Source organism: Xanthobacter sp. NM-59, assembly GCF_021401125.1.
Taxonomy (GTDB): domain Bacteria; phylum Pseudomonadota; class Alphaproteobacteria; order Rhizobiales; family Xanthobacteraceae; genus Xanthobacter.
Map to the genome: position 1 here is coordinate 46,251 of NZ_JACBFQ010000008.1, position 26,579 is coordinate 72,829.

General features: G+C 63.2%; 32 protein-coding genes. 5 read left to right on the forward strand and 27 right to left on the reverse strand.

Annotated features, from left to right (window positions below; translation table 11 throughout):
* Positions 1-55 precede the first annotated feature (55 nt).
* The 4 genes from L0966_RS14680 to L0966_RS14695 form a co-directional block, all read right to left on the reverse strand.
* Complete coding sequence (locus L0966_RS14680; RefSeq protein WP_234052695.1) at positions 56-304, reverse strand: hypothetical protein; 249 nt, start codon at positions 302-304, stop codon at positions 56-58.
* 3 nt (positions 305-307) lie between these two features.
* The gene (locus L0966_RS14685; RefSeq protein WP_234052696.1) at positions 308-820 is read right to left on the reverse strand and encodes a hypothetical protein; all 513 of its coding nucleotides are present in this window, start codon (positions 818-820) and stop codon (positions 308-310) included.
* Positions 821-1,031: 211 nt separating this feature from the next.
* Complete coding sequence (locus tag L0966_RS14690; protein WP_234052697.1) at positions 1,032-1,349, reverse strand: hypothetical protein; 318 nt, start codon at positions 1,347-1,349, stop codon at positions 1,032-1,034.
* On the reverse strand, positions 1,342-1,698 hold the full coding sequence (locus L0966_RS14695) for a hypothetical protein (RefSeq protein ID WP_234052698.1): 357 nt from the start codon (positions 1,696-1,698) through the stop codon (positions 1,342-1,344). Before L0966_RS14695 ends, L0966_RS14690 begins: the two co-directional genes overlap by 8 nt.
* A 281-nt stretch (positions 1,699-1,979) precedes the next feature.
* Here L0966_RS14695 and L0966_RS14700 point away from each other — a divergent pair, with 281 nt between their 5' ends.
* From L0966_RS14700 to L0966_RS14710, 3 genes are all read left to right on the forward strand, one after another.
* A complete protein-coding gene (locus L0966_RS14700) occupies positions 1,980-2,252 on the forward strand; it encodes an Arc family DNA-binding protein (protein WP_234052699.1) in 273 nt (90 codons plus the stop codon).
* Positions 2,253-2,383: 131 nt separating this feature from the next.
* Positions 2,384-2,605, forward strand: a complete 222-nt coding sequence (locus L0966_RS14705; RefSeq protein WP_234052700.1) for a hypothetical protein — start codon at positions 2,384-2,386, stop codon at positions 2,603-2,605.
* The gene (locus tag L0966_RS14710; protein ID WP_234052701.1) at positions 2,602-2,838 is read left to right on the forward strand and encodes a hypothetical protein; all 237 of its coding nucleotides are present in this window, start codon (positions 2,602-2,604) and stop codon (positions 2,836-2,838) included. Before L0966_RS14705 ends, L0966_RS14710 begins: the two co-directional genes overlap by 4 nt.
* A 368-nt stretch (positions 2,839-3,206) precedes the next feature.
* Here the strand turns inward: L0966_RS14710 and L0966_RS14715 are convergent, their stop codons facing one another.
* From L0966_RS14715 to L0966_RS14735, 5 genes are all read right to left on the reverse strand, one after another.
* Positions 3,207-4,454 (reverse strand): site-specific integrase, encoded by a 1,248-nt coding sequence (locus L0966_RS14715; protein WP_234052702.1) that lies wholly within the window; start codon positions 4,452-4,454, stop codon positions 3,207-3,209.
* A gap of 191 nt (positions 4,455-4,645) precedes the next feature.
* Complete coding sequence (locus L0966_RS14720) at positions 4,646-6,295, reverse strand: recombinase family protein (RefSeq protein ID WP_234052703.1); 1,650 nt, start codon at positions 6,293-6,295, stop codon at positions 4,646-4,648.
* The gene (locus tag L0966_RS14725; protein ID WP_234052704.1) at positions 6,295-6,681 is read right to left on the reverse strand and encodes a helix-turn-helix domain-containing protein; all 387 of its coding nucleotides are present in this window, start codon (positions 6,679-6,681) and stop codon (positions 6,295-6,297) included. The genes L0966_RS14720 and L0966_RS14725 overlap by 1 nt, the downstream gene beginning before the upstream one ends.
* Entirely contained in the window at positions 6,678-7,031 is a 354-nt protein-coding gene (locus L0966_RS14730) for a DUF6516 family protein (protein WP_234052705.1), read from the reverse strand. The genes L0966_RS14725 and L0966_RS14730 overlap by 4 nt, the downstream gene beginning before the upstream one ends.
* Complete coding sequence (locus L0966_RS14735; RefSeq protein ID WP_234052706.1) at positions 7,028-7,351, reverse strand: hypothetical protein; 324 nt, start codon at positions 7,349-7,351, stop codon at positions 7,028-7,030. Before L0966_RS14735 ends, L0966_RS14730 begins: the two co-directional genes overlap by 4 nt.
* Positions 7,352-7,560: 209 nt before the next feature.
* Between L0966_RS14735 and L0966_RS14740 the strand changes: the two genes are divergently transcribed.
* On the forward strand, positions 7,561-8,994 hold the full coding sequence (locus L0966_RS14740; RefSeq protein ID WP_234052707.1) for a hypothetical protein: 1,434 nt from the start codon (positions 7,561-7,563) through the stop codon (positions 8,992-8,994).
* Between the two features lie 12 nt (positions 8,995-9,006).
* Here L0966_RS14740 and L0966_RS14745 read toward each other — a convergent pair whose 3' ends face one another.
* Genes L0966_RS14745 through trbB form a run of 11 tightly spaced genes read right to left on the reverse strand, consistent with a single transcriptional unit; the run spans position 9,007 to position 18,604 of the window.
* Positions 9,007-9,240 (reverse strand): DUF2274 domain-containing protein, encoded by a 234-nt coding sequence (locus L0966_RS14745; protein WP_234052708.1) that lies wholly within the window; start codon positions 9,238-9,240, stop codon positions 9,007-9,009.
* Positions 9,241-9,242: 2 nt separating this feature from the next.
* On the reverse strand, positions 9,243-10,379 hold the full coding sequence (locus L0966_RS14750) for a TrbI/VirB10 family protein (RefSeq protein WP_234052709.1): 1,137 nt from the start codon (positions 10,377-10,379) through the stop codon (positions 9,243-9,245).
* Positions 10,376-11,371 (reverse strand): P-type conjugative transfer protein TrbG, encoded by a 996-nt coding sequence (trbG, locus tag L0966_RS14755; RefSeq protein WP_234052710.1) that lies wholly within the window; start codon positions 11,369-11,371, stop codon positions 10,376-10,378. The genes L0966_RS14750 and trbG overlap by 4 nt, the downstream gene beginning before the upstream one ends.
* Positions 11,368-12,057, reverse strand: a complete 690-nt coding sequence (gene trbF, locus L0966_RS14760) for a conjugal transfer protein TrbF (RefSeq protein ID WP_234052711.1) — start codon at positions 12,055-12,057, stop codon at positions 11,368-11,370. The genes trbG and trbF overlap by 4 nt, the downstream gene beginning before the upstream one ends.
* A complete protein-coding gene (trbL, locus tag L0966_RS14765) occupies positions 12,054-13,439 on the reverse strand; it encodes a P-type conjugative transfer protein TrbL (protein WP_234052712.1) in 1,386 nt (461 codons plus the stop codon). Before trbL ends, trbF begins: the two co-directional genes overlap by 4 nt.
* Positions 13,440-13,441: 2 nt before the next feature.
* A complete protein-coding gene (gene trbK-alt, locus L0966_RS14770; RefSeq protein ID WP_234052713.1) occupies positions 13,442-13,729 on the reverse strand; it encodes a putative entry exclusion protein TrbK-alt in 288 nt (95 codons plus the stop codon).
* A 14-nt stretch (positions 13,730-13,743) separates the two neighbouring features.
* Positions 13,744-14,511, reverse strand: a complete 768-nt coding sequence (trbJ, locus tag L0966_RS14775; RefSeq protein ID WP_234052715.1) for a P-type conjugative transfer protein TrbJ — start codon at positions 14,509-14,511, stop codon at positions 13,744-13,746.
* Positions 14,512-14,561: 50 nt separating this feature from the next.
* Positions 14,562-17,000 carry a conjugal transfer protein TrbE gene (gene trbE / locus L0966_RS14780; RefSeq protein WP_234052716.1) on the reverse strand — a complete coding sequence of 813 codons (2,439 nt, stop codon included), beginning with the start codon at positions 16,998-17,000 and terminating at the stop codon, positions 14,562-14,564.
* Between the two features lie 13 nt (positions 17,001-17,013).
* On the reverse strand, positions 17,014-17,295 hold the full coding sequence (locus L0966_RS14785; RefSeq protein WP_234052717.1) for a VirB3 family type IV secretion system protein: 282 nt from the start codon (positions 17,293-17,295) through the stop codon (positions 17,014-17,016).
* The gene (locus L0966_RS14790) at positions 17,295-17,627 is read right to left on the reverse strand and encodes a TrbC/VirB2 family protein (protein WP_234052718.1); all 333 of its coding nucleotides are present in this window, start codon (positions 17,625-17,627) and stop codon (positions 17,295-17,297) included. The genes L0966_RS14785 and L0966_RS14790 overlap by 1 nt, the downstream gene beginning before the upstream one ends.
* Entirely contained in the window at positions 17,624-18,604 is a 981-nt protein-coding gene (trbB, locus tag L0966_RS14795; protein WP_234052719.1) for a P-type conjugative transfer ATPase TrbB, read from the reverse strand. The genes L0966_RS14790 and trbB overlap by 4 nt, the downstream gene beginning before the upstream one ends.
* 209 nt (positions 18,605-18,813) lie before the next feature.
* Between trbB and L0966_RS14800 the strand changes: the two genes are divergently transcribed.
* Positions 18,814-19,383, forward strand: coding sequence for an adenylate kinase (locus L0966_RS14800; RefSeq protein ID WP_234052720.1), 570 nt, complete (start codon positions 18,814-18,816; stop codon positions 19,381-19,383).
* Positions 19,384-19,400: 17 nt separating this feature from the next.
* Here the strand turns inward: L0966_RS14800 and L0966_RS14805 are convergent, their stop codons facing one another.
* The 7 genes from L0966_RS14805 to L0966_RS22555 all read right to left on the reverse strand — a co-directional run bounded on the left by L0966_RS14805 (position 19,401) and on the right by L0966_RS22555 (position 26,417).
* Positions 19,401-19,853 carry a GNAT family N-acetyltransferase gene (locus tag L0966_RS14805; protein WP_234052721.1) on the reverse strand — a complete coding sequence of 151 codons (453 nt, stop codon included), beginning with the start codon at positions 19,851-19,853 and terminating at the stop codon, positions 19,401-19,403.
* Between the two features lie 127 nt (positions 19,854-19,980).
* Positions 19,981-20,460 (reverse strand): CopG family transcriptional regulator, encoded by a 480-nt coding sequence (locus L0966_RS14810; protein ID WP_234052722.1) that lies wholly within the window; start codon positions 20,458-20,460, stop codon positions 19,981-19,983.
* Between the two features lie 10 nt (positions 20,461-20,470).
* On the reverse strand, positions 20,471-22,456 hold the full coding sequence (locus L0966_RS14815) for a conjugal transfer protein TraG (RefSeq protein WP_234052723.1): 1,986 nt from the start codon (positions 22,454-22,456) through the stop codon (positions 20,471-20,473).
* 130 nt (positions 22,457-22,586) lie between these two features.
* Positions 22,587-23,510: a LysR family transcriptional regulator gene (locus tag L0966_RS14820; RefSeq protein WP_234052724.1), complete on the reverse strand. Its 924-nt coding sequence runs from the start codon at positions 23,508-23,510 to the stop codon at positions 22,587-22,589.
* Between the two features lie 134 nt (positions 23,511-23,644).
* Positions 23,645-24,004, reverse strand: coding sequence for a helix-turn-helix transcriptional regulator (locus L0966_RS14825; protein ID WP_234052725.1), 360 nt, complete (start codon positions 24,002-24,004; stop codon positions 23,645-23,647).
* Positions 23,982-24,440: an SRPBCC family protein gene (locus tag L0966_RS14830; protein WP_234052726.1), complete on the reverse strand. Its 459-nt coding sequence runs from the start codon at positions 24,438-24,440 to the stop codon at positions 23,982-23,984. The genes L0966_RS14825 and L0966_RS14830 overlap by 23 nt, the downstream gene beginning before the upstream one ends.
* A 69-nt stretch (positions 24,441-24,509) precedes the next feature.
* Complete coding sequence (locus L0966_RS22555) at positions 24,510-26,417, reverse strand: relaxase/mobilization nuclease domain-containing protein (RefSeq protein ID WP_370640981.1); 1,908 nt, start codon at positions 26,415-26,417, stop codon at positions 24,510-24,512.
* Between the last annotated feature and the right edge of the window lie 162 nt (positions 26,418-26,579).

Genomic DNA, 26,579 nt, shown 5'->3' on the forward strand with positions numbered 1-26,579 from the left:
GCGGCAGTTCATGCAGACACTGCCGTTTCGGAGCCATTTGTTGAGTTCGTCCATTTCAGCGGTCCTCCGAAGTGCTGTTGCGGACGTTCCCGAGGCGCCGTTCAGCCCACTTGTCGAGTTCGTCGGAGGGATAAAGCGGGGTGCGAACCGACTTCTGGAACGGCGGGCCGCTGCCAGTGCACGCCATCTTGGCCAGGGTGGCCGGCCGCAAGCCGATGCCATGCTTCAACTCCAAATATTCGCACGCCTCCCAGCGCCGGAGGCGAGGCTTGCGGAGGTGGGGCGGGAGGTTGATCGCTTCCATGGGTCAGTTGTTCTCCCCATAACACTCAGTAAGGACGGCTTCCGGGTGATACCCCAGGGAGGTGGTCACCCGGTCGAATACATTGTTCACCTCAAGAGTGACCCACCCAAGCGGATGATGAAGGTTCGTTCGGATCGTTGCAGTAACATCTGTGCCCGGCATCCAAAGAACTTCCGTTGCTTTCGGACCGGCGACACAAAGAAGAGTGAAGCCCGGATCGCGGAACAGCAGAGACGGATTCCGCTCTTCGTCACCCGTGTGCGCAAACATCGATGCGTGGTGGAACGCGTCGGTGAGTTCTACGCCCAGGTCAATGAGCCCCTTGGCGATGGCGATTTCCATCACGTTGAAAAAAGAGAATTTGCGCTTGATGCCAGGGGTTCCTGGCATGTCGATTTGGTGGTTCTTGTGTCCGACAATCAGGCCGCGCTTGATCCACGTCTGAAGGGCGGAATTGGTCACGTCGGCGGCGGCGATCACCTGTCCGGTTGTGAATTCGGCATTGAAAATGCTCATATTGTCATCCGAAGTGTGCGGGTGCCTACTTCGATGTACCTCGATGTGTGGTGAGTTGGCAAGCGCAAGTTTTCATCCGCCAACTAACACCAGACATTTCCAGCTATCCACCCCGCGCCATCCGCACCGCCCATTCCGCCATGCGCACGAGCCCAAGGGAAAGCCGAGGTCGGAATACCGACCTCGGAACTAATTCAATCACTTAGCGGATTCACCCACTCCCCTGCGGAGCTGCCGCCGCCAGGTACATCAGCTCGACAGAGCGCGCAACGAAGGCGTCTTCAATGATGTCCTCCGCGTGCTTGATGATGTCTGGCGGCACGCCGGGGTGTGCGCTCAGAAGCTCGCGCACAATCCTCCTCAGTTCCTCCACCGCCCGAGCGTAAGGGTCGTGTCCGCGCTCGAACGAATCGGCCCGCCAGCCCTCCGCCACACGAGCCGCGAACTGCTCCGCCGCATGCATTCCCAGCTCTTCAATAGGGCGCATCAAGGCGGCAACGGCGGCTTCAATCTTCTCTAGGTCAGCCATTGCCGTGCCTCCCCTTAGCGTTCCCGGAATTCTCGGAGGGAGGTTTTGTCAGTTCTGTCAGTTCCGTCTCAGAGCGTATCGAAGAATTTTTTTCCGCGCGGGCGCCGATCTCGCCTCGGTCGAGGCGCTCCAGAAAGTCACGGCTGACAAAGCCGGCCATGGCCACGTCATCCTTGAAGAAGGAGGCGCCCACGGCGATGCTCGCGTCATTGTCGCGGATTGCGGCGCGCGAGGTGATGTAGCGGCCGGGGTAGATCTCCGCGAGGGCGGACTTGATTTCCTTGATGGCCGCCGCGATGCGGGCTTCAGGCATAGGGGTGGCGTTTGCCGCCAAGGGGTGCTTGGGCATTGGGTTGCTCCTAATAGTGTTTCGGGGTCAGTCCCGCTTTTCAGCCTGCTGGTAGGTCATTCGGGAGCGGACGGCACGAATGACCTCACTGTTTTGGGAACTGCCGTTCCGCTTTGATTCCGTTTCAATCCAGAGCTTCACATCAGGCGGCAGCCTGACCATAAGCCCCGCACGTTTCTCCGGTTTGCTCAATTTTTCCTCCACCAATTTGGTGTCACGATGATGCGACACTAAAATGGTGTCAAGCTTCTCTTGGCACTAATTTGGTGCTATCGGGGCGCATGGCACGACAGGACGATTTCGTTCGCATCACGCTTAGGCTGCCCCAGGAGCTGCATGAGAAGCTCATGGCCGCGGCGCGCGTGAACTCATTAAACGCGGAGATCGTCCGGAGGCTTGAGCACAGCTTCGGTCAAATCATGTCAGATGAGGAATGGGATGCCGCATCGCACCAATCGCCATGGCAGCTCATTCGCCTGATGCGCAGCGCCATCGATGATCTGGAGAAGATCGTTGATCCGGATGGAGCACGGGACCGGGAAGGCGGCGCGTGAGGCTGAAGGACCGAGGATGAGTGCCCGGGCGGGCGCCGCGTGCAATTAATTGCACAAGCCCGCGTCAGGGACGCCTAGGCGCGAGATTGCCGAGAGGGGCCAGGGGTGAGGTTGAGGAAGGAGAAGCCGGAATGAAAAAGCCGAGCCAGCGCGAACTGAAGGTTCTTCAGCACTTCGTGGGGGACTGCATTGAGGCCCCGAGCGCCTTCCCCGGTGTCGGCAAGGCAACGTTCGATGCCATGGTACAAGATGGCTGGATTGTGTGGGTGAACTCGCCTGTGACCAATGAGGCCGGCTATCGCATTACCAAAGCCGGTGATGCTGCTGCCTATGGTGAGGGTTCGGCGGAATGAGCCTGATCCACAATGAACAGGTGAAGCTCACCGCGAATTGGTTCAACACCATGGCTTCGGCTGCCGTGGTCGCGGGGATTATCGTGCCGGCCGCCGCTGCCTTCTATGGCGTGGGTGGATACGATCACGCTGGTGGAGGCTGGCGCTTCCTGCTCAGCGCTGTGATTTGGATTTGCAGCGGTTCGGCCCTACACTATTTTGCACGGCGCACTCTACGGAGGCTTCAACCATGAGCGCATCAACCTTTCTGCTCTATGTCGCCCCCGTCGCTCTCTTGGCTGTGGGCGCCATCGCCTATTGGCTGACGGGGCGAGCCGACAAACATCACCTCCACCCCGGCGAGTGATGAGCGGCTTGGCCAAAGCCCCCCACCCCAAGGATTGACAGCCCCGCCCCCAAGGTGGGGCTTTTATTTTCTCAATGCACCTTGCGACGCATTAGCCTCTGCCGGGGGGCGGGGGGGGGGGCGCCCACTGCCAGCTTGTAACACCTGTAACACCTCATGCCGGGGCAGGTGTTACAGATTTTATCCATTACATATCAACGCTGTAACACCTGTAACACCTGTAACACCGCGAAAACGATGATGCCGGGGATGAAATCACCCTTCAGGCTCGCGCTTCTTCCCGCCCCTCATCGCCTCCGCGATCTTTCCGGCGGTGCGGTCCGCCACGGCTTTCAAGGGATCATCCTGAAGGTGCGCATAAATCTCGGTGGTGCTGGCCTGCTTGTGCCCCAGCACCTTGCCGACGATGAATAGGGACGCGCCGTCAGCCACAGCGAAAGAGGCGAAGGTGTGTCGCAGGTCGTGAAGGCGCAGTCCCGTCAAGCCGGCGCGCTCCCGCACCCGCTGCCAAGCACCAGGGGTTGCCGAGATGCGGCCCCACTTCCCGCGTGTGCCGGCGATCACATAGTTGTCAGCGTTGCGCCGTGGGATGCCCTTCAACACCTCCACCGCTGCCCCCGGCAAGGGCGTGACCTTGGCGCCGGTCTTGCTGTCCGGAAACCGGATCAGACCGCGCTCGAAGTCGATCCAATCCCATTGAAGGTTCTCGATCTCGCTGCGGCGGCATCCCGTGAGCAGCAGGAGACGAAACAGGGCGGCGAAGGCGCTCGTGAGTTCACACGCCTCTTCCATGGCGTTGATGGCTTCGGCAAGGCCCTCCACCTCCTTCGCGGAAAGGAAGCGTTCCAGCTTCTGCTGGCTGAAGAGCTTCACGCCTGCCCCCGGGTTGGTCGCGATGATCCCGCGATTGTGGGCGAAGCTGAGCATGGCCTTGAGGGTCGCTGTAGCGCGCGCGGCAACGCCCCTGCCTCCCAGCACCTTCTTGCGGCCCTTCTTCGCCTCTGTGGGCCGCGCCGTCTTTCCGTCCGCAACATCCGCTTGGAAGCGCTCCACGTCGGCCCTGGTCAGGCCCTTCACCGGCTTCTTTCCCAGCAGGTGGAGCACATGAGCATTTAGCAAGGCCGCGTCCGTCTCCCAGGATCGAGGCTTCTTGTTCGGTCGCGCAGCCGGGCCTTCCTTCAGATACACCTCGGCAAGGTCTGCCACCGTCACGGTCTGCCGTGCGGCTTCCTTCTCGCCAAGAGGATCGTTGCCGTTGGCGATGTCGTAGAGCGCTTGGCGGGCTTTCTCCCGTGCCATCTCGCAGGTCCAGGGCGAGCCGTGCTTGCCGATGGTCAGTTCACGCTTGATGCCCTGCTGCGTGCGGTAGCTCACCACATAGGACTTCACCCCGGCAGGCGTCACCCGCAGGCCGAAGCCCTTCAGCTCCGCATCCCACACCATAACCTTGCGGGCGGGGTCCGGCACGGTGGCATCCACCACCCTCTTTGTGAGCTTCGGCATGGTGACTTCCCGGTTGGTGTCGCCGCCAAGTCACCACGAGTCGGCAAACCGAGGCAAACGGGATCGACGCCGATCCAATCCGAGAAAACGAGAACTCATTGAAAATCCGCGCACTATCTAACCCGATCCAATCCGAGCCAACTCAGGAAAACAGGAACAAGCGTCACTCGAAATGCGGCATAGGCGCAAGTCTATCGGGGGTTCGAATCCCCCCCTCTCCGCCACTTCGGTATAGAACCGGGAACGCCGATTCCCGCCGATTTCCCTCCCTTAGTGGCTACCAGCGTCCTCAAGAGGATGTTTTTGTTTCCTTTGATGTAGATTGCGTCGTCTGCGACCTCGACGTGCTGGGCAAAGGCCCGGACGTGTTCCCGCCGATAGCCGCCCTTTCCAAGCCGGAGCCGGGTGCGTGCTTCGCTCGCCAGTTCCCGCACGGCTGCCCCTGTGAGACGCTGGTGGGTGGAGCTTGCGAGCATGGCTTCGATCCGCGTGGCATCGGCCCGCGCCTGATCCCTAAGCGCCGTGAGGCCGGCGATGCGCTCGCCAAGGGAAGACTCGGCCGGGTCGAGCGAACCAGCTTCTATGGCATCGTAGAGGCGCTTGAGGCGGTTGTCGGCCTCGGCCGCGCGATGGTTCAACTCGGCGATATGCTGGCTGCGCCGCTCGACGCCCTCCTGCCGGCGATCCAGAAGCGAGGCGAGCACGTCTTCGATCCGCTCGGGGTCGAGTAACCTTTCCTCAATATGCGTCACCACCATGCGGTCGAGCTTGTCCATCGGGATCGCGCGGCCTTTGCAGCCGGTGTCGCCCTGCCGTGCCCGAATCGAGCAGGCATAATAGCGATAGCGGCCGTTCTTGCCGGTGCGCAGCGTCATCGCGCCTCCGCAATTGCCGCAATGGCAAATGCCCGTCAGCAGGTTCGGGCCGCTGACGACACGCGGCGGCGTCACCTTCGGATTGTTGACCTTCAACCGATTCTGCACGGCCTCGAATATCTCAAGGTCGATGAGGGGCGGCACCGCGACAGTGACGATTTCTTCCTCGGGCTTCACCACGCCCTTTTTGGAGCGGCGATTGAAGCGATGCTCGCCAATATAGGTGCGTCGGGTCAGGACGCGGTGAAGCTGGCCGATGCCCCAACGCCCGCCGTTGCGCGTGAACATGCGATGCTTGTTCAGGTGATTGACGATATTCTTGACGCCCATGGGGCCGGAGGTGCCGTCGCCTTCCGACGCAAGGCGGAAGATCAGCCGCACGGTGTCGGCGTGTAGTGGGTCGATTTCCAGCTTTTTCTTCATCTTCGCTCCGCGCTGCTCGGCATCAACGACGCGGTAGCCGATGGGCGGCAGCGAGCCGTTCCAGAAGCCTTGCCGGGCGTTCTCCTTCAAGGCCCGCATGACGTGCTTGCCGTTCTCCTTCGACTGGTATTCGTCGAACAGCGCCATGATCTGCCGCATCATGACGTGCATGGGGTCGTCGCCCATTTCCTGCGTAATGGACACCAGCTTGACGCCGTTCTTGGCGAGCTTCCTGACGTTGAACTCCAGCTCGAAGTGATCGCGGAAGAAGCGGCTGAACGAATGGACCACGACAACATCGAAGGGCACGGGCTTGGACGTGCCGGCCTCGATCATCCGTTGAAACTCGGGGCGGCGGTCATTTGTGGCCGAAGCACCGGCTTCCACGAAGGTTTCGACAAGCTGATAGCCGCGCGACGCGCAATAGGCTTCGCCCTGCTTGCGCTGGTCGGGGATCGACACGTCATGCTCGGCCTGCCGCGTCGTGGAGACGCGAAGGTAGAGCGCGGCGCGCAGGGCGACGTGTGGGGACTGAATGTTCATCACCGGCCTCCTTTCGCTGCGCGGCGTTCGAGCAAGGGCAAGGCCAGCTCGACACGATCATGCAGCACCTTGGGCACGAGCTTCTGGCCCTCGCCGGGGTCCATGCGGACAAGGCCGTAGCTCGCCATCTTCTTGAGGGTTCGGGACAGGTTAGGCTTCGCCCGCCCCGTGATCCGCGACAATTCCTCAAGCGAGCCGGGCGACTGCTCGTCGATGACGCGCAGCAACTCGCGGTTCCCACTGGATAGAAGCTGCGCGAAGGATTCCATGGATGTGAACCACACCTTCGGATCGTCCATCGCCGGCTTTTCTTCGCCGCGCGCGATCCGCATGGTGCGGGCCTTCATTTCCTCATAGTCGGCAATCCCGACTTTCAATGTGGTCATGTTACGCCTCGCTCCTTCAACACCGCGTCCACCGCCTGCCAGAAGTCGGCCAGCAGCGTGGCCGCGTCCTCGTAGGCGTAGGGCTTCACGGTCTGGAGGCGGTGCCGGTGGTCCATCGGCTCGCCGCGCCTGCCCCGGCCGACCGGGTGAGCATTATCGAAGCCGACCAGCCGTTCGCCCGAAGGCCCGTGAAGCGTGAGCGAGTAATCGAGGCCATGCGGCTTCTCCGGCGATGCCGGAACGCGGGTGACGATGAACTTCACCCAATGGCCGCCCTCGGGATCGATAACGAGCACCTGTCCGTCGAGGTCCAGAAGCGTGTCGAGGCTCGGGTTACGATCCTCGCTCATGACTCACTGTTATCATCTGAGGATAACGATTGCAAGTCCTGATTATCGGGATCGGCGTCGACGGGGCCGAACAGCCGGTCGAGCACGTCGCCAAAATACCGCTCGAAGATTTGCAGTTCTTCCTCGGTGACTGGCACCTTCTCGGGCCAGTCGTCGAAGACCGGCAGCGTCTCCACATCGACGATGCGAAGCGGCGACCTGCGCCGTTCCCGGCCGTCCGGCGTAGGTTCGTCGGCATAGTCGAAAAGATCGTCGGGAAGTGTCTCGGGGACGGGCTGTCGCGGTCGTCCTTTGCGGGCACGGTGGCGCTCTGCGCACATGGAATCCTCCTTGGTTGTGGTGGATTACGGGGCGCTCTAAGCCCCGGAATTAGGCGAACAATGGAGGGCTGTCGGCGGCCTGTAGCGTGCCGCATTTGCGCCTATGCGCTGGCGGCACCCCTGACGATTGGTGTCTCGCCTTGTCTTGTTCTAGTGGATACTGTGGCAGCGATTCATAGCAACGCAGTCATGTGATTTAGGCCCTGTTGATGAACAGCAACATTACGACCACCACTGCAAATAGCCTTGTCGATCCACAGGCCCAGCGTCTAGTGGACTTCCTGCGTGATGTGGGGCTTCCCCATGAGAACATCATGGCGGACCCGGCCGAGCGCTCGATCATCGCAAGCAACCTTCCCGGATACCTTCAGTCGTTACCGGCGGAGGTCAAGCGCGACGCGCGATATCTATCAAAGTTTGTGATCGGGGCCGGTTCTGGCCTGTTCGACTATGCCCTCAATGCGATCTGGAACGAGGTTGTGATCGATCTTCGGAAGAAGGCGTCCCTTTATGGCCTCGACATTTTCTTCGATGCCGCTGTTGGCGGCAATAAAACGCGCGAATTCTACAAGACTGAAAATGATCTTCCAGCTCTCAAGGATGCCGTTCTCCTTGATACATGCCGAAAACTTGAGCTTATATCCGATACAACATACAAGAAACTCAAGCATATATTAGATATGCGGAACGATATCGGAATATCCCATCCAACCAACTACAATATCAATGCCTTCGAGCTACTAGGTTGGTTGCAGACCTGTGTGCAGGACGTTCTAAACGACCGGCCAACCGAAGCGGCGCTTCAAGTTCAGGCATTTATTGCGAACCTCAAAGGCCATACGGCTCCGCTCGACCCAGCGACGAAACAGACCATTGAACGCCGCTTCACAGAACTGCCAAGCCACCTATGCGGAAGTCTGCTGAGGACTGTTTTCGGAATCTATGTCGCCCCGGATACTGACCCAGGAGTTCGAAAGAATATCGCGATCCTCGCGCCTGCGCTCTGGAATACCTGTGCGGATGAACCACGCTATCGGCTTGGGATCGTGCTGGAAGGATACAATACCAATCTTTACAAGGATAAATATACGCTCGGGGAGCAATTCTTTGCTCTAGTTTCTGGAAATGCATATCGTTCCCCGTCTGAACGCCTCGTTATAGTCGATACGCTGATTACGGAGCTACTGGATAAGCATAACGGTTGGGACAATTTTCATCATGAGGCTCCGGTTGCCGCCAACCTTTGGTCCTACGTCCCGGATCAAAACTCGATATTCGACAATCTTGCCGAACGCCTTTTCAAAACGGTGCTACTTTGCCGGATCGGCAGGGGTGTGTCTTACAACAATGGCGTTTCACCGGGTGGAAAGCGCTACTACGATGCCATCCTAAACCTCGTCGGTGACAAGTTCGCACCGCATGTTATGGCTGCGTTCACGCACTACGAGGTTTCCGGGCAGTTGGGTCGCTCGATATGCCGCACGCAGGCCAAGCAAGCTCTGGAAGCTGCTCGCGCCAATGTAATAAACCAACGGCTGATTGAGTGCATGACCTACCTCGTCGATAATATTGATACGAATCCTGCATGCGCGACCAGCACGGATTTCAAGCGACTGTCAGCCGATTACATTCGGTGGAACTGATAAGTGCTCGCCTTAAACAGATTTTAATTTTGTCTGACGCCGTGCCTTCGCGAAACCGCGATCCGTTGAGATGAACCGCTCCAGCATGGGCACGATCAGCCTGACGGGATCGGCGGCGGGCTGGCCGCTCTCGCGGGCCAGCACCTCGGCATAGGCGACCAGATCGCGGTGGAGCGGCGCAGGAAGCTCCACCGTCACCTTGACGGGCTTGTCGTCGGGCAGCGGGCCGAGTTTCAGCTTGGTCATGGTCAACCTCCTGTCAGCTCGAACACAAGGTCGCGGGTTACGATGATGCGAACCGGGAACCCCGGCCGGATGGTCAGCGTGGGCGCGACCTGCAACTGGCGCTGGACGATCTGCTGGCCCGCCTGATTGACGGTATCCTGCGCCCCGTCGCGGATGGCCCGGATAAGCCGGTCCTCGTCGCTGGTCGCCAGCTCCGTGCCGACTGCGAGCAGCGTGGACAGCCCTGCGGCTTTCATCAGATCCCACCAGTGATAATCAACACCATCCTCAAGGCCGGCGTAACCGCTGGCATCTGCGCCGGGCAGGCGCTCCAGAACAATGGAACGGCCGCCCGGCAGGATCAGGCGGTTCCACACCAGCAACACGCGGCGCTGGCCGAAGGTCACGCCATCATCATATTGGCCGATGATGCGCGTTCCCTGCGGGATCAGGAGCAGCGAGCCGGTTGGGCTGTCATAGACGTTCTCGGTCACTTGCGCTGTGATCTGGCCCGGAAGATCGGACCTGATGCCGGTGATAAGCGCGGCCGGGATCACGGCCCCGGCCTGAAGGATGTAGGGCGAGGCTGGCGGCGTGACACGATCCGGGGCGACGGTCTGCCGGTCCACGGGTCCATTGAGGAACGCCGCGTGCCGGTTCTGCGTCGCGGGCTGTCCGCCGAGGCCGAGACCGGCAAGGCCGGGCATGGCCGTTCCGGCTGGTGTTCCCGTGCGCGGCCCGGACTGAAAAAACACGTTGCTCAAGCGCGCGGCTTCTTCCTCGGCGAGACGGCGCTGTTCGTCGGGATCGACGGCGGGGGTCGCCATCGTAGGCGGTGCGACGGGCTGCCCTCGGTTCTGGGCGTCGAGGATCGGACGGCCGAGGTCGCCCGGCAGCGCCGGGCCGAGCACCGGGCCAGTGTAGTCGCGCGGCAGGCCGGATAGCCCGTCCGCCGTGGGCCGGTTCTCGGTGGAATACAGTTCTTCGCCGCCCGGTCCCGCATCGCGGGTCTGGAGCGCGTAGATCAGCGCCCCGCCGACGCCCAACAGCGCGACGGCTCCGACGCCTGCCAGCATCTTGCGAGACAGGCGGGTGACGCGGGGCGGCTCGGCGCGCAGCCGCATGGGTGCAGCGGTGTCGGTGATGGTGTTGTCGGTCATGACGGGGAGTCTCCGGTCGCGCTGGCGGGCTGCGCGGCGGCGGCCTGCGTCGGGTTAATGCGGACGATCCTGACGACCTGCTGGCGGTTGCCGCTGCCAAGGCGCAGCTCGGCCGTGCCGAACAGCCGGTCAACGATCAGGACGTTCTGGTGGACTCGACTGTTGACGATCTGCGGCTCGCCGTCCGATCCGAGCACGAAGATCGGCGGCATCTCGCCCTGCACGATTCCGGCCGGAAAGACGACATAGACGCGGCGGCCATCGTCGAAGACAGAGATGGGCCGCCATGGCGGGCTGTCGCCTGTCAGGCCATAGCGGTAGTTCCTAGCAGCCTCGGCCGGGACGACGGGCGCGGCCGGAACGGTCTGGCGCTGGCCGGCAGGCGGTGCGGGATAGGCCCATGCGACGGCAGGCATGTAGAGCGAGTCCCGCGCGCGCAGCTCGATCATGTAGGTGCGCCGGTCGGTGGTGACGACGAGGTTGGTGTAAATGTCCGGGCGCGTCGGCTTCACGAGGATATGGACGCGGCGGTTTGCGCCCGAACCGGATTCCGTATCGCCGATGACCCAGCGGGCGGTGTCGCCGGCCGCGATCGGCCCCGCGCTGGTCAGGCTCTCGCCCGGCTCCAGCGCAATGGTCGTGATCTGCCCGACTGCGGCATAGACCTGATAGAGCGCGCCTTCCGACCACGGATAAATCTGGATCGCGTTATAGTAACCTTCCCGGCGCGGCTCGACGCGGGCAGCGGCGTTGGCGTTCTCGACGCGGCCGGTCGGCGTGCCGGCGGCGGTGCCGCCGCGCGCCACGGTCCATGCCGGGGGCACATGCAGCGGCCGGGGCGTGTTGTCGGTCGCCGCCGCCTGAACGGTCGGCAGCGGTGGCACGCTGGCGTCGTAGCTGAATTGCGGCGTCCGGTTAGTGGCGCAGCCTGCGAGCATGGTAGCCGAAAGCAGCAAGGCCGCGATTGTCGGGGTGCGGGTGATCGTCCTCATTGGCTCATCTCCCGCGACCACGAAATTGCGTTGACGTAGATGCCCAAAGGATTGGCGCGCAGGCGCTCGGCGTCGCGCGGGGGCTGGATGACGATGGTGAGGATGGCCGTCCATCGTTCCGTGGTGGAAAGCTGGCCGTTCTCGAAATGGCGTTCGGTCCACGCCACGCGGAAGCTGTTGGGAGACGCCCGGATGACGCTAGAGACCTCGACGGCGACCTGCTGACGACCGACGCGCGTGAAGGGATCGTTCGCCCTTGCGTAGTCGTTCAACGCCGCCGCCCCGCGATCCGTGGTCCACTCATACGCCCGAAGCCAGTTCTGGCGGACAATGATCGCGTCGGCCGGGATCGCGCGGACCTGCTCGATGAAGCGGCCGAGATGGAAAGCGATCTGCGGATCGGTCGGGCGATAGTCGGCCACGGCCGGCGCGACGGTTTGCGCCTGTCCGAGATTATCGACCTGCACCACCCAAGGCACCACGGTCCCGCGTGCGGACTGCCACACTAGCGCCGAGGCGAAGCCGGCCGAAAGGATCAGGGAGCCGAAGGCCATGAGCCTCCAGTTCCTCGCCTGCACGCGGGCCGAGCCGATACGCTCGTCCCAAGCCTGCGCGGCCTTCTGATAGGGCGTCTCGGGTTCCGGCGATTTGCCGTAATGGGTTGCTGGTCGTTTGAAGATGCTCATGAGCGGTCACTTTCGGAAAGGTTGACGGAGGAACCGGAGCCGTGGCTGTCGCCGGAGCGGACGGCATGGGCTGTCATGGTGGTGCCGTGGTTGATTGCCTGCCGGCGCTGCATCCGCTGCGCCCAAGCCGGGGGGCTGCCGGCCGGGCTGGATGGCGCGGCTGCGGGTTCGGCGCTTGCGCCGCCGACCGTGCCCATCGTGGAGCTGCCGCCCGTCACGCCGAAACCGGCCTTTGCGCCAGCGGAGAAGCTGGACTTGACGCTTTCGCTTGCTTGGGATGTTGCGCTGGAGGCAGCACGCTTGAGCGGGGAGATAGCGGCCGAGCCTGCGGCGCGTGCAACACCGCCAAGGCCGGAAGCAACGCCTGCCGCGCCGGTCTGGCCGAGCGAGCCAAGGCTATATGCAGCGGTCGCCGCGCCCGCGGCTGTCGCGCCGCCGCGAACGGCCGCGGCTCCACCAGACAGGGCAGCAGCGCCGCCCTTCGCGGCAAGCATGGCACCGCCGCCAGCAGCCGCACCGCCGGCAAGCACCATGCCGCCGGCGGCGAGCCCCGTGCCAACGGCCGCGCCCGCGCCGAGCTGCGGGCCACCCGAGACGATGCCGTTGGCGATACCGGGACCGAAGATGCCGAGGCCGAGCAGCGACAGGGCTGCCAGCACAATCGCCATGGCGTCGTCGATGCTCGGAGTCTGGCCGCCGAAACCGGCCGTGAACTGCGAAAACAAGGTGCTGCCGATGCCAATGATGACGGCGAGCACCAGAACCTTGATGCCGGACGACACCACGTTGCCAAGCACGCGCTCGGCCATGAACGCGGTCTTGCCGAACAGGCCGAAGGGGATCAGCACAAAGCCGGCGAGCGTGGTCAGCTTGAACTCGATCAGGGTGACAAAGAGCTGGATGGCGAGGATGAAGAAGGCCACCACCACCAGCGCCCATGCAAACAGCAGGCACGCGATCTGGATGAAGTTCTCGAAGAAGGCGATCCAGCCCATAAGGTCGGAAATGGAATCGAGCAGCGGGCGGCCGGCGTCGAGGCCGGTCTGCGCGACGCGGCCGGGCCGCATCAGGTCTTCGACGGAAAAGCCGGTGCCCGACGCCATCAGGCCAAGACCGGCGAAGCTCTCGAAAACGATGCGGGCCAGATTATTCCAATTGCTGATGATGTAGGCGAAGACGCCCACGAACAGGGTCTTCTTCACCAGTCGCGCGATGATGTCGTCATCCGCGCCCCATGCCCAAAACAGCGCGGCGAGCGTCACGTCGATAACGATCAGCGTTGTGGCGATGAAGGCCACCTCGCCGCCGAGCAGGCCGAATCCGCTGTCGATATAGGAGGTGAAAACCCCGAGAAAATTGTCGATGACGCCCGTGTTGCCCATGGTCAGCGCCCTTCGCTGGATTGCGGTGCGGCGGGCGCTGGCGGGCGGCCAAGGAAGCGGTCGCGGGATTCTGCCCATGCAGCGAGGCAGTCGCCGTCATTCACCGCCGCCTCGCCGAGCCGCTGGCAACGGCGCAGGTTCTCGCGCAGCGGGTCAGTCGGCGGCTGTAGGGCCGGCGCTGGGGGTGACGCGGAAGGTTCGTCCTTCCGCGTCATGTCGATTGCGGTCGCCGTGACGGCGATGGCGACGAACACCACGCCCCCGAGCCGGGCCAGCATCTTGCCGTCCATGGCGAGCCTCCCCGTCAATTGTTGCCGTTGTTGAACATCCGCGCGTTGCCGGGCTGGTAGCCGGTGCCGGGCGTCAGGAACCGCTCGCGCTGGATGCGGCCCTGTTCGGCAGCAGTCGCGCGCTCTGCTTCGGTCAGTGCATTGGCGCGGCCGTTCGCAGAGATGACCGCGATGAGGTCGGAAAGCTGTTGCGATTGAAGCGCGAGAAGCTGGTTGCCGGCCTGCGTCGCCTGCAATGCCCCGGTCGCGCCTTGGCTCTGGCCGACAAGGGCGGCCATCTCGGCACGGTTGCTGTCGATATTGCCGACCGCCCCAGCCTGCACGCGCATAGCGTCCTGCAAGCCGCCGACCGTGTTCTCCCAACGCGAGCGCGCATCCGCGACAAGCTGGGCGTCGGTCGCCGAAAGCGAGACATTGCCATAACGCTGCTGGAACGCTTGGTCGATCTGGCCGACTTCGAACGCGATGTTCTGCGCTTGGCCGAGAAGCTGCTGCGTGCGCTGAACGCTCTGCTGAAGCTGCTGGAGCGAGGAATATGGCAGGCTCGCCAGATTGCGGGCCTGATTGATGAGCATCTGCGCCTCGTTCTGGAGCGAGGTGATCTGGTTGTTGATCTGCTCCAGCGTGCGGGCGGCCGTAAGCACGTTCTGCGCGTAGTTGGACGGGTCATAGACGATCCGACCGAAAAGCTGGGCGTGAGCCGGTGCCGCCGCCATCGGCGAAAGCGCGACGGGCACGGCAAGCGCCAGTGCGAGGGCCGAAGCCATTCTGAAATAGGTCATGGAAGAATCTCCTGTGTGGGGTGAGTATCGAGCCGGCCCGGCGCGGCGGATTACGCTCGGTCGGCAAGATTGGTGAGGTTTGGGATCAGGTCGGCCGCCCAATCGACGCCGCGCACCCGTAGCCACGCCGCGAGGAAGCCGTCGCGGCCGTGCTCGGCGACGATCTGCGCAATGAGCGTCTGGTCGGACTTGGCGGATGCGGCGCAGAGCGCGAGGCCGACTTCGGACAGGCCAAGCTCGAACAGGCGATTGCCGCGCCGCGACTGGCAGTAGTAATCCCGTTTGGGCGTGGCCCGTGCGAGGATTTCGATCTGCCTGTCATTCAATCCGAACCGCCTGTAAATCTCGGTGATCTGCGGTTCGATGGCCCGCTCGTTCGGCAGTAGGAGCCGCGTGGGGCAGCTTTCGATAATCGCGGGCGCGATGTTGCTGCCGTCGATGTCGGACAGGCTTTGCGTGGCGAAGATGACGCTGGCGTTCTTCTTGCGTAGCGTTTTCAGCCATTCGCGGAGCTGGCCGGCGAAACCTTCATCGTCCAGCGCAAGCCAACCCTCGTCGATGATGAGCAGCGTAGGGCGGCCGTCGAGCCGGTCGCCGATGCGATGGAACAGATAGGCGAGCACGGCCGGGGCCGCGCCGGTCCCGACAAGGCCCTCGATCTCGAACGCCTGCACGTCCGCCGATCCCAAGTGCTCTGCCTCGGCGTCGAGCAACCGGCCATAGGCACCGCCGACGCAGAACGGCCGGAGCGCCTGTTTCAGATCGTTGGATTGCAGCAGCACCGCAAGGCCGGTGATGGTGCGTTCTTCGACCGGCGCTGATGCGAGCGAAGTCAGCGCCGTCCAAAGATGTTCCTTCACCTCGGGCGTGATGGCGATGCCTTCCCGCATGAGGATGGCTGCGATCCAGTCCGCCGCCCATGCGCGTTCATAGGCGTCGTGGATGCGGGCAAGCGGCTGGAGCGATACGGATGCCTCGGCCCCATCGGTCAGCCCGCCACCCAAATCGTGCCAGTCGCCGCCCATGGCGAGCGCGGCCGCCCTGATGCTGCCGCCGAAGTCGAAGGCAAACACCTGCGATCCTGCATAGCGGCGGAACTGGAGCGCCATGAGGGCGAGCAGCACGGATTTGCCTGCGCCGGTGGGGCCGACGACAAGGGTGTGTCCCACGTCGCCAACATGCAAAGACAACCGGAACGGGGTTGAGCCTTCGGTCTTTCCAAAGAGCAAAGGGGGCGCACCGAAATGCTCGTCCCGTTCCGGCCCCGCCCACACCGCTGATAGCGGAATCATGTGGGCGAGATTCAAAGTGCTGATGGGTGGCTGCCGCACGTTCGCGTAGGCGTGTCCGGGCAGGCTGCCGAGCCATGCGTCAACCGCGTTGACGCTCTCGGCCATGGCGGTGAAGTCGCGGCCCTGAACGATCTTCTCGACCAGGCGCAGCTTCTCGTCGGCAATGCGCGGGTCGGCATGCCAAACGGTGACGGTCGCCGTGACGTAGGCCATGCCCGCCACGTCCGCGCCGAGTTCCTGCAACGCCATGTCGGCGTCGAGCGCCTTGTTGGCGGCATCGGTATCCACAAGCGCGGACGCCTCGTTGGTCATCACTTCTTTCAGAATCGCGGCGACGCTCTTGCGCTTGGCGAACCACTGACGGCGGATGCGGGTTAGCAGCCGGGTCGCATCGGTCTTGTCGAGCAGGATCGCGCGGGTGCTCCACCTGTAGGGGAACGGCAGCCGATTCATCTCGTCGAGCAGGCCCGGCGTGGTCGCGGTCGGGAATCCCACGATGGTCAGCACGCGCAGATGTGCGGCGCCAAGGCGCGGCTCCAGCCCGCCGGTCAAAGGCTGGTCGGCAAGCAGCGCGTCGAGGTGCATCGGCACCTCCGGCACGCGCACGCGATGCCGGTTGGTCGAGATGGTGGAATGGAGATAGGTCAGCGTCGCGCCGTCATCCATCCAACGGCACTCGGGCATGAACCCGTCGAGCAAGGCCAGCACGCGGTCGGTGCGGTCGATGAAGCCGCGCAGCAGCTCCCATGGGTCAACGCCCGTTTTCTCCCGGCCCTCGTAGAGCCATGTTTCCGCGCGGGCCGCTTCCTCGGCCGGGGGCAGCCAGAGGAAGGTCAGGAAGTAGCCCGACACGAAATGCGTGCCTGCTTCCTCGAAACCGGCCTTGCGCTCTGCATCGACCAGCGCCGATGCGGCATCGGGAAACGTGCTGCCGGGATAGGTCGCGGCCTCGCTGCGCTGCGCCTCGACGAAGATGCTCCAGCCGGAGCCGAGACGGCGCACGGCATTGTTGATGCGGCCGGCGACGGCGACCAGCTCGGCCGCGACGGCGGAATCCAGATCGGGACCGCGAAACTTCGCCGTCCTCTGAAAACTGCCGTCCTTGTTCAAGACGACGCCGGAGCCGAGCAATGCGGCCCATGGCAGATAGTCGGCGAGCCGGGCGGCGGTGCGGCGATATTCGGCAAGGTTCATCATCGACGCGCCTCCCTCAAATTGCCAGAAAAGCCGGGATGCGCAGATGCCGCCGCCCGACCTCGACAAAGAGGGGGTCACGCTTCGCCGCCCATACGGCCGCGAAATGGCCGATGGCCCATATGGCGAGGCCGACCAGCCAAAGGCGCAGGCCGAGGCCCACGGCCCCGGCCAGCGTCCCATTCAGAATCGCGATGGAGCGCGGTGCGCCGCCGAGCAGGATATGCTCGGTCAATGCCCGGTGGACCGGGATTGAAAATCCCGGCACCGCGTCGAGTTGTTCAAGGCCGGCCGCCATCAGATGAGCGCCCCGCCGCCGAACGAGAAGAACGACAGGAAGAAGCTCGACGCCGCGAAGGCAATAGACAGGCCGAACACGATCTGGATCAGCTTTCGAAAGCCGCCGCCCGTATCGCCGAAGGCCAAAGTCAGGCCGGTCACGATGATGATGATGACAGCGATGATCTTGGCGACCGGCCCCTCAATTGATTGCAGGATGCTTTGGAGGGGCGCTTCCCATGGCATCGACGAACCGGACGCATGGGCGGCCGGGGCGAGCATGAGGCTGAAGGCAAGGGCGGATGCGGCGGTCGCGGCGAAGCGATAGCCGCGCGAAAACGTGCGGATCATGAAGATTCTCCTGTGTTGGGGTTGGCTTGGATGATGCGGTAGTCGCCGTCCGGCCCCAGCCCCTCGACGCGGGCGAGTTCGGCCAGCCGGCGCGCGGAACCACGCCCGGATAGGACGGCAACAAAGTTGATGGTCTCGGCGATCAGCGCGCGCGGGACGGTGACGACAGCCTCTTGGATGAGCTGTTCAAGGCGGCGCAGCGCACCGATACCGGTGCCGGCATGGATGGTGCCGATCCCGCCGGGGTGCCCCGTGCCCCACGCTTTCAGAAGGTCGAGGGCTTCGGAACCGCGCACCTCGCCGATGGGGATGCGGTCGGGGCGCAGGCGCAGCGAGGAACGGACCAGATCGGAAAGCGTCGCCACGCCGTCTTTCGTCCGCATGGCGACAAGGTTGGGCGCGGCGCATTGCAGCTCGCGCGTATCCTCGATGATGACGACGCGATCCGCCGTCTTCGCCACCTCGGCGAGCAGCGCATTGGTCAGCGTGGTCTTGCCGGTCGAGGTGCCGCCCGCCACCAAGATATTGGCGCGGGACTGGACAGCAGCGCGCAACGTATCCGCCTGATCGGCGGACATGATGCCCGCCGCCACATAATCGTCGAGCGTGAACACCGCGACGGCGGGCTTGCGAATGGCGAAGGTCGGGGCGGCGACCACGGGTGGCAACAGGCCCTCGAACCGCTCCCCGCTCTCGGGCAGCTCGGCCGAGACGCGCGGGCTGCGGGCATGAACCTCCGCACCGACATGATGCGCGACCAACCGCACGATGCGTTCGCCATCGGCGGCGGACAAGCGCTCGCCCGTGTCGGACAGTCCTTCGGAAAGGCGGTCGATCCACAACCGACCGTCCGGGTTCAGCATCACCTCGACCACGGCCGGGTCTTCGAGCAATCGGGCGATTGCGGGGCCGAGCGCGGTACGCAACATGCGCGCGCCGCGCTGGATCGCTTCCTGTCTGTGGTGGTTGCTGGTCATGTCGGCCCCGGTTCTTGGCGGGGACGCGACAGGTGATCCCCGGATCGGGGTCGATTAAGAGAGGCCGAAATCCGGCCGCTTCAACAAGTATTTAAGTCCGTGCGGTGATCGGCGGCGGACGGCGGCAAATAGGATGGGTGGGAAAGTCTATGTTGAGCGGCTCAAGCCGCATGAATATGAAGGCAGGTGTGAAAAGGGAATCGATCTGAATGCACGGCAGGCCGAAAATATACATAACGGGAGCGTCCTGTTCGGGCGTTTCGACGCTCGGCGCGGCGCTGACAAAACGGTTCGACATTCCGCATATCGATGTCGATGACTTCTATTGGATGCTGACGGACCCGCCTTTCAGGGTCAAGCGCCCGCCCCAAGATGGCGTGAAGCTGATTGCAGAACAGCAAGCTACGTCCGATGGATGGGTATTGACCGGCTCCTTCATCGGATGGGGAGAGGCCCTGATCCGTGACGTTGATCTGATTGTCTTTCTCTACACGCCTGCCGCCATCAGACTGCGACGTTTTGACCAGCGCGAGGCAGCCCGCCATGGTGAGCGCATCCTTCCCGGTGGGGACATGCACGAAGCGCATATAGCGTTTCGGAAATGGGCATCAGGCTATGATGACCCGCAGTTCACTGGACGGAACCTCGCTCAACATGAACGATGGCTTGGCCAGCAAACGGCTCCGGTTCTCAGACTGCAAGGCGAGAAGCTGACAGAAGAGCTGGCAGACGTGGTAGCCAGCGAGATCGCAATCATTGGTGAGAGGGCGGGGAGTTAGCCCGCCCTCTCTAAAGTTCATGTGCTCAGCGTCAAGCGCGCGTTCTCGAATGGCATGCCCTCATCATCGTAAGGACGACGTGAGACTTCTCTGAAACCGAGGCCCGTATAGAAGCGGACAGCCTGTTCGTTCTGCGTATAAACTTCGAGCGAGAGTTCCCCTTTCCTTTCCAGCACATAGGAGATCAGCTGGCGTCCGACGCCCTTTCCCTGTTGTCCGGGTTCAACGGAAATGCCGCCGACGAATTTGTCGAGGAGGCTGATGAAACCGAGCGACTTGTTCCCTTGGCAGGCAACCCAGGTCTCGGAACCAGGTAGATATTTGTCTTCGATCAGCAGACGCTGTTCAAGCAGGCGCTGCCTGCCGATGAAGGGATGCGCGATGAGGGACGCCTCGAGCCATATGGCTGACAGCGTTCTTGTGTCCGCTGCCAAATTGAATGGCCGGATAATAACGTCATTTTGTGTCATGATATTCCTGCAGAAAAGACATGCGAAGAGGGTCGGCGAACCATCGTGCCGAACGACGCCGCTCAATGCGGCTCACTAGAAACCTCTGCGCATAAATCTCCTTCTGCTTCGATCAAGCATATCCGCCTCATGTGCCGCGTTCAATGGTCTGAGGCTCTGCCGCTAAACCAAGGGCCTCATCTCCGGATACATCCCGCGACAGTTCCTTGAGGAATCTGTCTCCTGTCGCCAGACGCCGGCCAAGATTTTGCATGAAGCCGTCGAACCGCTCTGCTGCTTTGGCGCGGGCTGATTGTCTCGCTGCATCCGGTAAAGGCGGTGTAATCGTCATCCAGTAATGGATGAACTGCGCGACCGTCTCACCGAGAACGGCGAGATCCCGGTCGAGCGTGTCGATCTGGCGGCCGAGCTTGTCCAGGCGGCGAGACATGGCAGCTTCAAGCTGGTCGTCGGCATCGCCGGACAGGTAGGACATGACCGCCGCCTCCACGATGGCGGATTTTGAGACATTGCGGCGCAGGGCCACCGAGCGGCGCAGCGCCATCGCCTCGATCTGCGGAATGAGCGCGGGGTCGAAATAGATATTCAGGCGGATTCTGGTTGCCATGGGCGTCTCCTCAAAGGTCGATTCCGTCATCGGGGTTCAACGCCACCTGCCGCGCCACCATCCTCATGCGCTGGCGGATAGTGCGGGCCTTGGCCGCGTCAACGTCCGGCTCGTCGTTCAGAAACTCGAACTCCTGTTCGGGCGACGGCGGCGGGGCGACGATTTCCTCTTGGCTTGGCAATTCCGGCTCGCGGCGGATACCGGCATTGGCCGGATCGCCCTCGACCTCGTTCTCGCTCGTCGCGGAACGGCTTTCCGCCGCGACCACGCGGCCGGACCAATCATCGGACGATGGGCTGGGCGCCAGCGATGCGGTGGAAAGATCAGGCGGGGTCAGAATGCGTTCCTGAAACCGCGCGTCCTCGAAATAGCGGGCCTTGGTGGCGCGGATCGGCGGCGTGCCCGCGACCATGACGATTTCATCGGTGGGCGGTAGCTGCATGATTTCGCCTGGCGTGAGTAGCGGCCGGGCCGTCTCCTGCCGCGACACCATGAGATGCCCGAGCCACGGGGCCAATCTGTGCCCGGCATAGTTGGTGGAATCGCGCAGCTCGGTCGCGGTGCCTAATGCGTCTGAAACGCGCTTAGCCGTCCTTTCGTCGTTCGTGGCGAAGCTGACGCGCACATGGCAGTTGTCGAGGATCGCGTTGTTTGGCCCATAGGCGCGCTCGATCTGGTTGAGGCTCTGCGCGATCAGGAAGCCCTTGAGGCCGTAGCCCGCCATGAAGGCGAGCGCCGATTCAAAGAAATCGAGCCGGCCGAGCGCCGGAAACTCGTCCAGCATCAACAGCAAGCGATGGCGCTTGCCGGAGCTGGTCAGTTCCTCGGTCAATCGCCTGCCGATCTGATTGAGGATCAATCGAATGAGCGGCTTGGTGCGGTTTATGTCGGACGGCGGCACGACCAGATAGAGCGTGACGGGCTGACGGCTGCCGACCAGATCGGCAATGCGCCAGTCGCACCGCTCCGTCACCCGCGCCACCACGGGATCGCGGTAGAGGCCGAGAAAGGACATGGCGGTGGAAAGCACACCCGACCGCTCGTTCTCGGATTTGTTCAGCAGCTCGCGGGCCGACGACGCGATGACGGGATGAACGCCGCTCGGCCCAAGATGCGGCGTGTCCATCATCGCCCGCAAGGTCGCCTCAACCGGACGGCGCGGATCGGACAGGAAGTTGGCGACGCCCGCCAGCGTCTTGTCCTTCTCCGCATAGAGAACATGCAGGATCGCGCCGACCAGAAGCGAATGGGAAGTCTTTTCCCAATGGTTGCGCTTGTCCAAGCTCCCTTCGGGATCGACCAGAATATCCGCAATATTCTGCACGTCGCGGACTTCCCATTCCCCTTGCCGGACCTCCAGCAGCGGGTTGTAGGCCGACGATCTGGCGTTGGTCGGATCGAACAGCAGGACGCGGCCATGCCTCGCACGAAAGCCCGCTGTCAGCGTCCAGTTCTCGCCCTTTATGTCGTGGACGATGGCGGATGCCGGCCATGTCAGCAGCGTCGGCACCACCAGTCCGACACCTTTGCCGCTGCGCGTCGGGGCGAAGCACAGGACATGCTCGGGACCGTCATGGCGCAGATAGTCCCTGTCGTATCGGCCAAGCACCACGCCATCGGGGCCGAGCAAGCCGGCGCTACGTATTTCCCGGCTCTCCGCCCATCGCGCCGATCCGTATGTGGCGACGTTGCGCGCTTCCCGCGCCCGGATGATCGACATGAAGATGGCGGCCGCGATGGCGAGGAAGCCGCCCGATACCGCGATGATGCCGCCTTCGACGAAGATCGCGGGTGCATAGGCGTCGAACGAAAACCACCACCAGAAGAAGGCCGGCGGATAATAGACCGGCCAGCCCGCCAGCTCGAACCACGGTGCTCCAAGCTGCGGCTGGAAGCCGAGGCGGAACGCCGTCCATTGCGTCGCCGCCCACGTCATCACCAGAACGATGGCAAAGACAACGGCGATCTGACCCCAAAGGATTCGGCCTCCGCGCATACGGGCTCCAGTCGGCAAAAAAGACGGAGCCGATCAGAGAGTAGGCAAAATCGGGACAGGCAACAGGAAAGAGGATGCCGGAGGGCTGCCGGATACTATCGGCGGCAAATAGGACTGATTACCTTAATCGCTATCCCGCCGGGTAGTCGCCGCCGCGCGACTGGCCGGGCGAATCGCTGTCACGGCTCATCTTGCCTGCGAGGTCGAGCAGGTTTTGCAATGTGGCGCTGCGGTTGAACGGCGACCATATAGCGGTGAAGGCAATCGGCTCCGGTTCATCGGCGAAGGGTAGGAAGACGATGCCGGCTGACGGCAGCAGCGCCGTGGCGGCCCCGACGATGGTGATGCCGAAGCCCTGTCCGACCATGGACAGCAACGTGCCACGCTCCACGTCGAAGCGCAGAATCGACGGCGCGGGCCAACGCCCGGCAAGGCGCAGCACTATATGGTCGTGGACTTGCGGGCCAGTGCCACCATGCCGGACAAGGAAGGTCTCGCCAACCAGATCGGCCCAAGTGATTGCCGATTGTCCGGCGAGGCGATGCCCGTCCGGCAGCACGGCCATTAAGGGTTCGGTCCAGATCGGACGGGTGTGGCAGTCGGGCAGCTCGGGCTTGCCGGCGACGAACGCCACGTCCAGCCGGTCGGCGCGAAGCTGCATGACCGCATCGCGGGCCGTGCCTTCGGTGATATCGACCTCGATGCCCGGATGGTCTTCCCGATATTGCGCGATCAGCTCCGAAAGGAAGCTGCCGGGGATCAGGGCATGGATGCCGACACGCAGGCGACCACATTCCCCCGCCGCCGCCATGCCTGCGGTCTTCACTGCATGGTCGAGTTGATCGACTCCGGCCGCGATCCGCTCGACGAAGCGGCGTCCGGCTTCGGTCAACCGGACGCCCCGAGCATGGCGCTCGAACAGGAGGATGCCAAGGTCTTCCTCCAGCGCCTTCACGCGCGCGCTGACGCTGGATTGCGCCACGCCAAGCGCATTGGCGGCGTTACGGAAGTTGAGATATTCGGCGACCGCAAGCGTCTGGATAAGCGAGGTCATGGGAATGCGCGACCCGAGCGGGGTTGGCAGTCCCCATGGACGTTCGATTATCTGTGCTGAATGCCGTCGTCGTCGCATGTGTCTCTTTTCGTGGCGTGCGAGAGAATGTTGGCAACATGGAGGACAAGCGTGGGTTAGGTTTTTGGCGGCGTTTCGGTCTTCGCCAGCAAGCTTTCCAGCCTGCCGAGCGTTTCGTCCCATTGCCGCGATACCCTGGCGAGGTATGCCGCGCTGTTCTCCAGAGTTTGGCGCTCGATAGAGAAATGCGTTTCCCTGCCAGTCCGCTTGCTAGCGACAATCCCGGCAGCCTCCAAGGCCGACAGGTGCTTGGTCACGCCCTGTCTCGTCAGGCCAATGCCACTGGTAAGCTGGACGATGGAATGTGCTCGCCCATCGCTCAGGCGCTCTACCAAGGCAAGGCGGGTCGGGTCGCCGAGCGCGGCAAAGACAGCAGCGGCGCTGGCCACCGCATCATTGTTCAGATGATGCGACATGCGCTGCGATATTCTCGGCCTGCGTATTCCATCCTTCGGTGTTCCCCCGCATGACTTCGATCCGGCGGGGTTCGGGTATTGAGTCGAAACCGCTCTCGGTGATGGTCAGCCTCGTCCGGTCGCCTGCGGCCGGTTCCAGCGCAAATTCAACGAGGGTGGTCGGCTGTTCGGATATGGGCAGGTCGGATTGCTCGTCATAATCGTGCCACCTAAACGAAAGCAATCGCTCCTCTTCCATGCGCTCGACGGTCGCGCGCCAAGGATAATGTTCATAGCCCGGATAGGTCATCTGTCCCGTGGACAAGCCGCCCGGCCTGAAGGGCTGATCGAGCCTAACACGAAACCACTGGCCGAACTCGTTCTCATCGGCCAGAGCACGCCAGACGCGGGAAACTGGCGCTTCGAGTATAATGGTCTTGACGATCTGATTGGTCATAATGGCAACCTCCTAGCTGCCAAAACCATAGCCGCAGCCCTAAAGAAAGGCAACCATATAGTTGCCTTATCACAAGCCTCTACCTCGCGCCCTCCCTAACTGCCACGACACCGATCCGCCTTGCACAACGCCCATGACCTCGCGGCCGAGCTGACGGTCGATAACCGGCCGCCAAGGGACAAGGGTGAACTCATACGATTTCTCCACCACGGCGAACTTGCCGCTCGATAGCTGCACAGTGCCGGTGAACTTGCCGCTGACGTTTTCGCCGTCCGTTGCGGCGCGGAACGGCAGCCCTTTGCTCTCGGCCATCTCCGCGCCGACGCGGGCCACCTCGCGCTCGCGCAAGGTGGCGAGAAGGTTGCGCCGGTAAAAGACGCGGCCATTCCGTGCTCGGGTGGCGTCGCCCTGTTCGATATGATGCTCGCGGCGCTGGTCCATGGCGTCGCGCACCTGCTGGCCGAAACCGGTCGGCGCAAGGTCGGCCGCTTCGTCATGGACCAATCGCCGATCCAGCCATGTCGCGCCGTCCGATTCGATCTGCTTTTCCAGACCGACCGGGGACAGGACGCGCACGCTGGCTTGACGGTCGCGGCCGGCGTCATAGGTGGCGGCGTGGCTGACCAGGTCGTCGGGGATGCGCCATTGGTCTGCGTCGATCCGCTCGACGATCCCGGCGCGGCGCAGCGCCTCCAGTCGGCGGACATGGGCATCGACATAGCCCTCATAGTCGCCGCCCGGAACGCGGCCCTCGAACTTGGCCTGTTCCAGATGACGGCTCGGCCGATAGATGCCTTCCTCGGCGATGGCCGTAATGGTCCGGTCGGACGGCCGGGCCGTCGCCTCGGCCGGGCCGATCTGGACGACGCTGCCGATGCGGGCATCCTCCAGCCGCTCGGGCGCGATGCCGGCGATTTTGTGGGTGCGGCCGTCGATCCCGTCCACCACAACGGTCAGGTTCTCTCCCAGCTCGTCGGACAAGTGCTTGTCCACGACGCGGCCGACGATGGGCGTCTCGGGCGCTCCGTCATGGATTCGGAAGCTCATGGGATCGCGTTCGCAGCCCTGCGGGCCGAGCGCCTTCTGCATGGTGCGGATAATGTCGCCGCGCTCACCTAGCTCGCGCAGGGCCGGCTCCATGTCCTTGCTCAATTCCCAAACGCCGGGCGCGTGCTCGGTCGCCAGCCCCATCTTCTCCAGCTTGCCGAGACGGCGCAGGCGCAGCGTCCGCTCGAACTGCCGCCTCGGCTCTGCCGGTTCATGGCGAAGGTCGAGGAAACGGGCAGCGGTTTCCTCGACCATGGCGCGGTCGATCCGGGTGAAACGGTCTTGGTCGATCTCGGCCGACAGCTTGCGCGTCTGCTCGATCTCGGTGACGGGGCCGAGTTCCAGACTGGCAAGCTCGCTGGCGCGCTCGCGCAGGCCGGCGGAAAGATAATCGCCGTTGATAACTAGATCCCGGCCGGTATCGTCGCGGCCGTTGACGACGATATGCACATGGGGATGGCCGGTATTGTAGTGATTGACGGCAACCCAATCGAGTTTCGTGCCGAGGTCGGCTTCCACCTGTTTCATAAAATCGCGAGTGTAGGCCGTGAGGTCCGATAGCTCCGCGCCGTCCTCGGGCGAGACGATGAGCCTGAATTGGTGGCGGTCGTCCTTGCCGCGATCAAGGAAGGCGTCGCCATCGGCGCGGTCGTCGGTCGCCGAATAGAGCCGGCCCCGCTCGCCATCGCGTGACGTGCCGTCGCGCTGAACATAGCGCAGGTGCGCGCGGGCGCGGCCACCCTTCCACGCAGCCCGGACGCTGCGCTGCTTGACGATCACGCGGCGGCTGCCGGGCTGGCGGTGATGCCATTGGCCGGAGATGTTCCGGGCGCGCACGAAGCTCGCGCCCCGGCCGCGCTTCACGCCCTTGCCACTGGCGACCACGGCACGGGACCGCCCCGGCGATGACGGGCGGGCAGATGACGGCATGGAAGGATCGCGGGAGGCTGCCGCCTGATGCTGGCGGGTGATCTTCCTGACCTGCGTGAAAAAGCTCTTGGTCTTGCCAGCCTTCGGCGTGTCGGATCGGATGCGGCCGGGCTTCGTACGGAAGCGGTTTTCGTCGTCGGCGCTCAAGGGCGCGACTCCTGA

Coding starts and splice junctions, on each gene's coding strand:
- L0966_RS14820 (WP_234052724.1), bottom strand. CDS start 23,510: ATGACCTCGCTTATCCAGACGCTTGCGGTCGCCGAATATCTCAACTTC.
- L0966_RS14740 (WP_234052707.1), top strand. CDS start 7,561: ATGAACAGCAACATTACGACCACCACTGCAAATAGCCTTGTCGATCCA.
- L0966_RS22555 (WP_370640981.1), bottom strand. CDS start 26,417: ATGCCGTCATCTGCCCGCCCGTCATCGCCGGGGCGGTCCCGTGCCGTG.
- L0966_RS14745 (WP_234052708.1), bottom strand. CDS start 9,240: ATGACCAAGCTGAAACTCGGCCCGCTGCCCGACGACAAGCCCGTCAAG.
- trbJ (WP_234052715.1), bottom strand. CDS start 14,511: ATGACCTATTTCAGAATGGCTTCGGCCCTCGCACTGGCGCTTGCCGTG.
- L0966_RS14805 (WP_234052721.1), bottom strand. CDS start 19,853: ATGACACAAAATGACGTTATTATCCGGCCATTCAATTTGGCAGCGGAC.
- L0966_RS14700 (WP_234052699.1), top strand. CDS start 1,980: ATGGCACGACAGGACGATTTCGTTCGCATCACGCTTAGGCTGCCCCAG.
- L0966_RS14705 (WP_234052700.1), top strand. CDS start 2,384: ATGAAAAAGCCGAGCCAGCGCGAACTGAAGGTTCTTCAGCACTTCGTG.
- L0966_RS14800 (WP_234052720.1), top strand. CDS start 18,814: ATGCACGGCAGGCCGAAAATATACATAACGGGAGCGTCCTGTTCGGGC.
- L0966_RS14730 (WP_234052705.1), bottom strand. CDS start 7,031: ATGAGCGAGGATCGTAACCCGAGCCTCGACACGCTTCTGGACCTCGAC.
- L0966_RS14720 (WP_234052703.1), bottom strand. CDS start 6,295: ATGAACATTCAGTCCCCACACGTCGCCCTGCGCGCCGCGCTCTACCTT.
- trbE (WP_234052716.1), bottom strand. CDS start 17,000: ATGATGAACCTTGCCGAATATCGCCGCACCGCCGCCCGGCTCGCCGAC.
- L0966_RS14715 (WP_234052702.1), bottom strand. CDS start 4,454: ATGCCGAAGCTCACAAAGAGGGTGGTGGATGCCACCGTGCCGGACCCC.
- L0966_RS14810 (WP_234052722.1), bottom strand. CDS start 20,460: ATGGCAACCAGAATCCGCCTGAATATCTATTTCGACCCCGCGCTCATT.
- trbG (WP_234052710.1), bottom strand. CDS start 11,371: ATGAGGACGATCACCCGCACCCCGACAATCGCGGCCTTGCTGCTTTCG.
- L0966_RS14750 (WP_234052709.1), bottom strand. CDS start 10,379: ATGACCGACAACACCATCACCGACACCGCTGCACCCATGCGGCTGCGC.
- L0966_RS14815 (WP_234052723.1), bottom strand. CDS start 22,456: ATGCGCGGAGGCCGAATCCTTTGGGGTCAGATCGCCGTTGTCTTTGCC.
- L0966_RS14710 (WP_234052701.1), top strand. CDS start 2,602: ATGAGCCTGATCCACAATGAACAGGTGAAGCTCACCGCGAATTGGTTC.
- L0966_RS14680 (WP_234052695.1), bottom strand. CDS start 304: ATGGAAGCGATCAACCTCCCGCCCCACCTCCGCAAGCCTCGCCTCCGG.
- trbB (WP_234052719.1), bottom strand. CDS start 18,604: ATGACCAGCAACCACCACAGACAGGAAGCGATCCAGCGCGGCGCGCGC.
- L0966_RS14790 (WP_234052718.1), bottom strand. CDS start 17,627: ATGATCCGCACGTTTTCGCGCGGCTATCGCTTCGCCGCGACCGCCGCA.
- L0966_RS14785 (WP_234052717.1), bottom strand. CDS start 17,295: ATGGCGGCCGGCCTTGAACAACTCGACGCGGTGCCGGGATTTTCAATC.
- L0966_RS14725 (WP_234052704.1), bottom strand. CDS start 6,681: ATGACCACATTGAAAGTCGGGATTGCCGACTATGAGGAAATGAAGGCC.
- L0966_RS14685 (WP_234052696.1), bottom strand. CDS start 820: ATGAGCATTTTCAATGCCGAATTCACAACCGGACAGGTGATCGCCGCC.
- L0966_RS14695 (WP_234052698.1), bottom strand. CDS start 1,698: ATGCCCAAGCACCCCTTGGCGGCAAACGCCACCCCTATGCCTGAAGCC.
- L0966_RS14735 (WP_234052706.1), bottom strand. CDS start 7,351: ATGTGCGCAGAGCGCCACCGTGCCCGCAAAGGACGACCGCGACAGCCC.
- trbF (WP_234052711.1), bottom strand. CDS start 12,057: ATGAGCATCTTCAAACGACCAGCAACCCATTACGGCAAATCGCCGGAA.
- L0966_RS14830 (WP_234052726.1), bottom strand. CDS start 24,440: ATGACCAATCAGATCGTCAAGACCATTATACTCGAAGCGCCAGTTTCC.
- L0966_RS14690 (WP_234052697.1), bottom strand. CDS start 1,349: ATGGCTGACCTAGAGAAGATTGAAGCCGCCGTTGCCGCCTTGATGCGC.
- L0966_RS14825 (WP_234052725.1), bottom strand. CDS start 24,004: ATGTCGCATCATCTGAACAATGATGCGGTGGCCAGCGCCGCTGCTGTC.
- trbK-alt (WP_234052713.1), bottom strand. CDS start 13,729: ATGGACGGCAAGATGCTGGCCCGGCTCGGGGGCGTGGTGTTCGTCGCC.
- trbL (WP_234052712.1), bottom strand. CDS start 13,439: ATGGGCAACACGGGCGTCATCGACAATTTTCTCGGGGTTTTCACCTCC.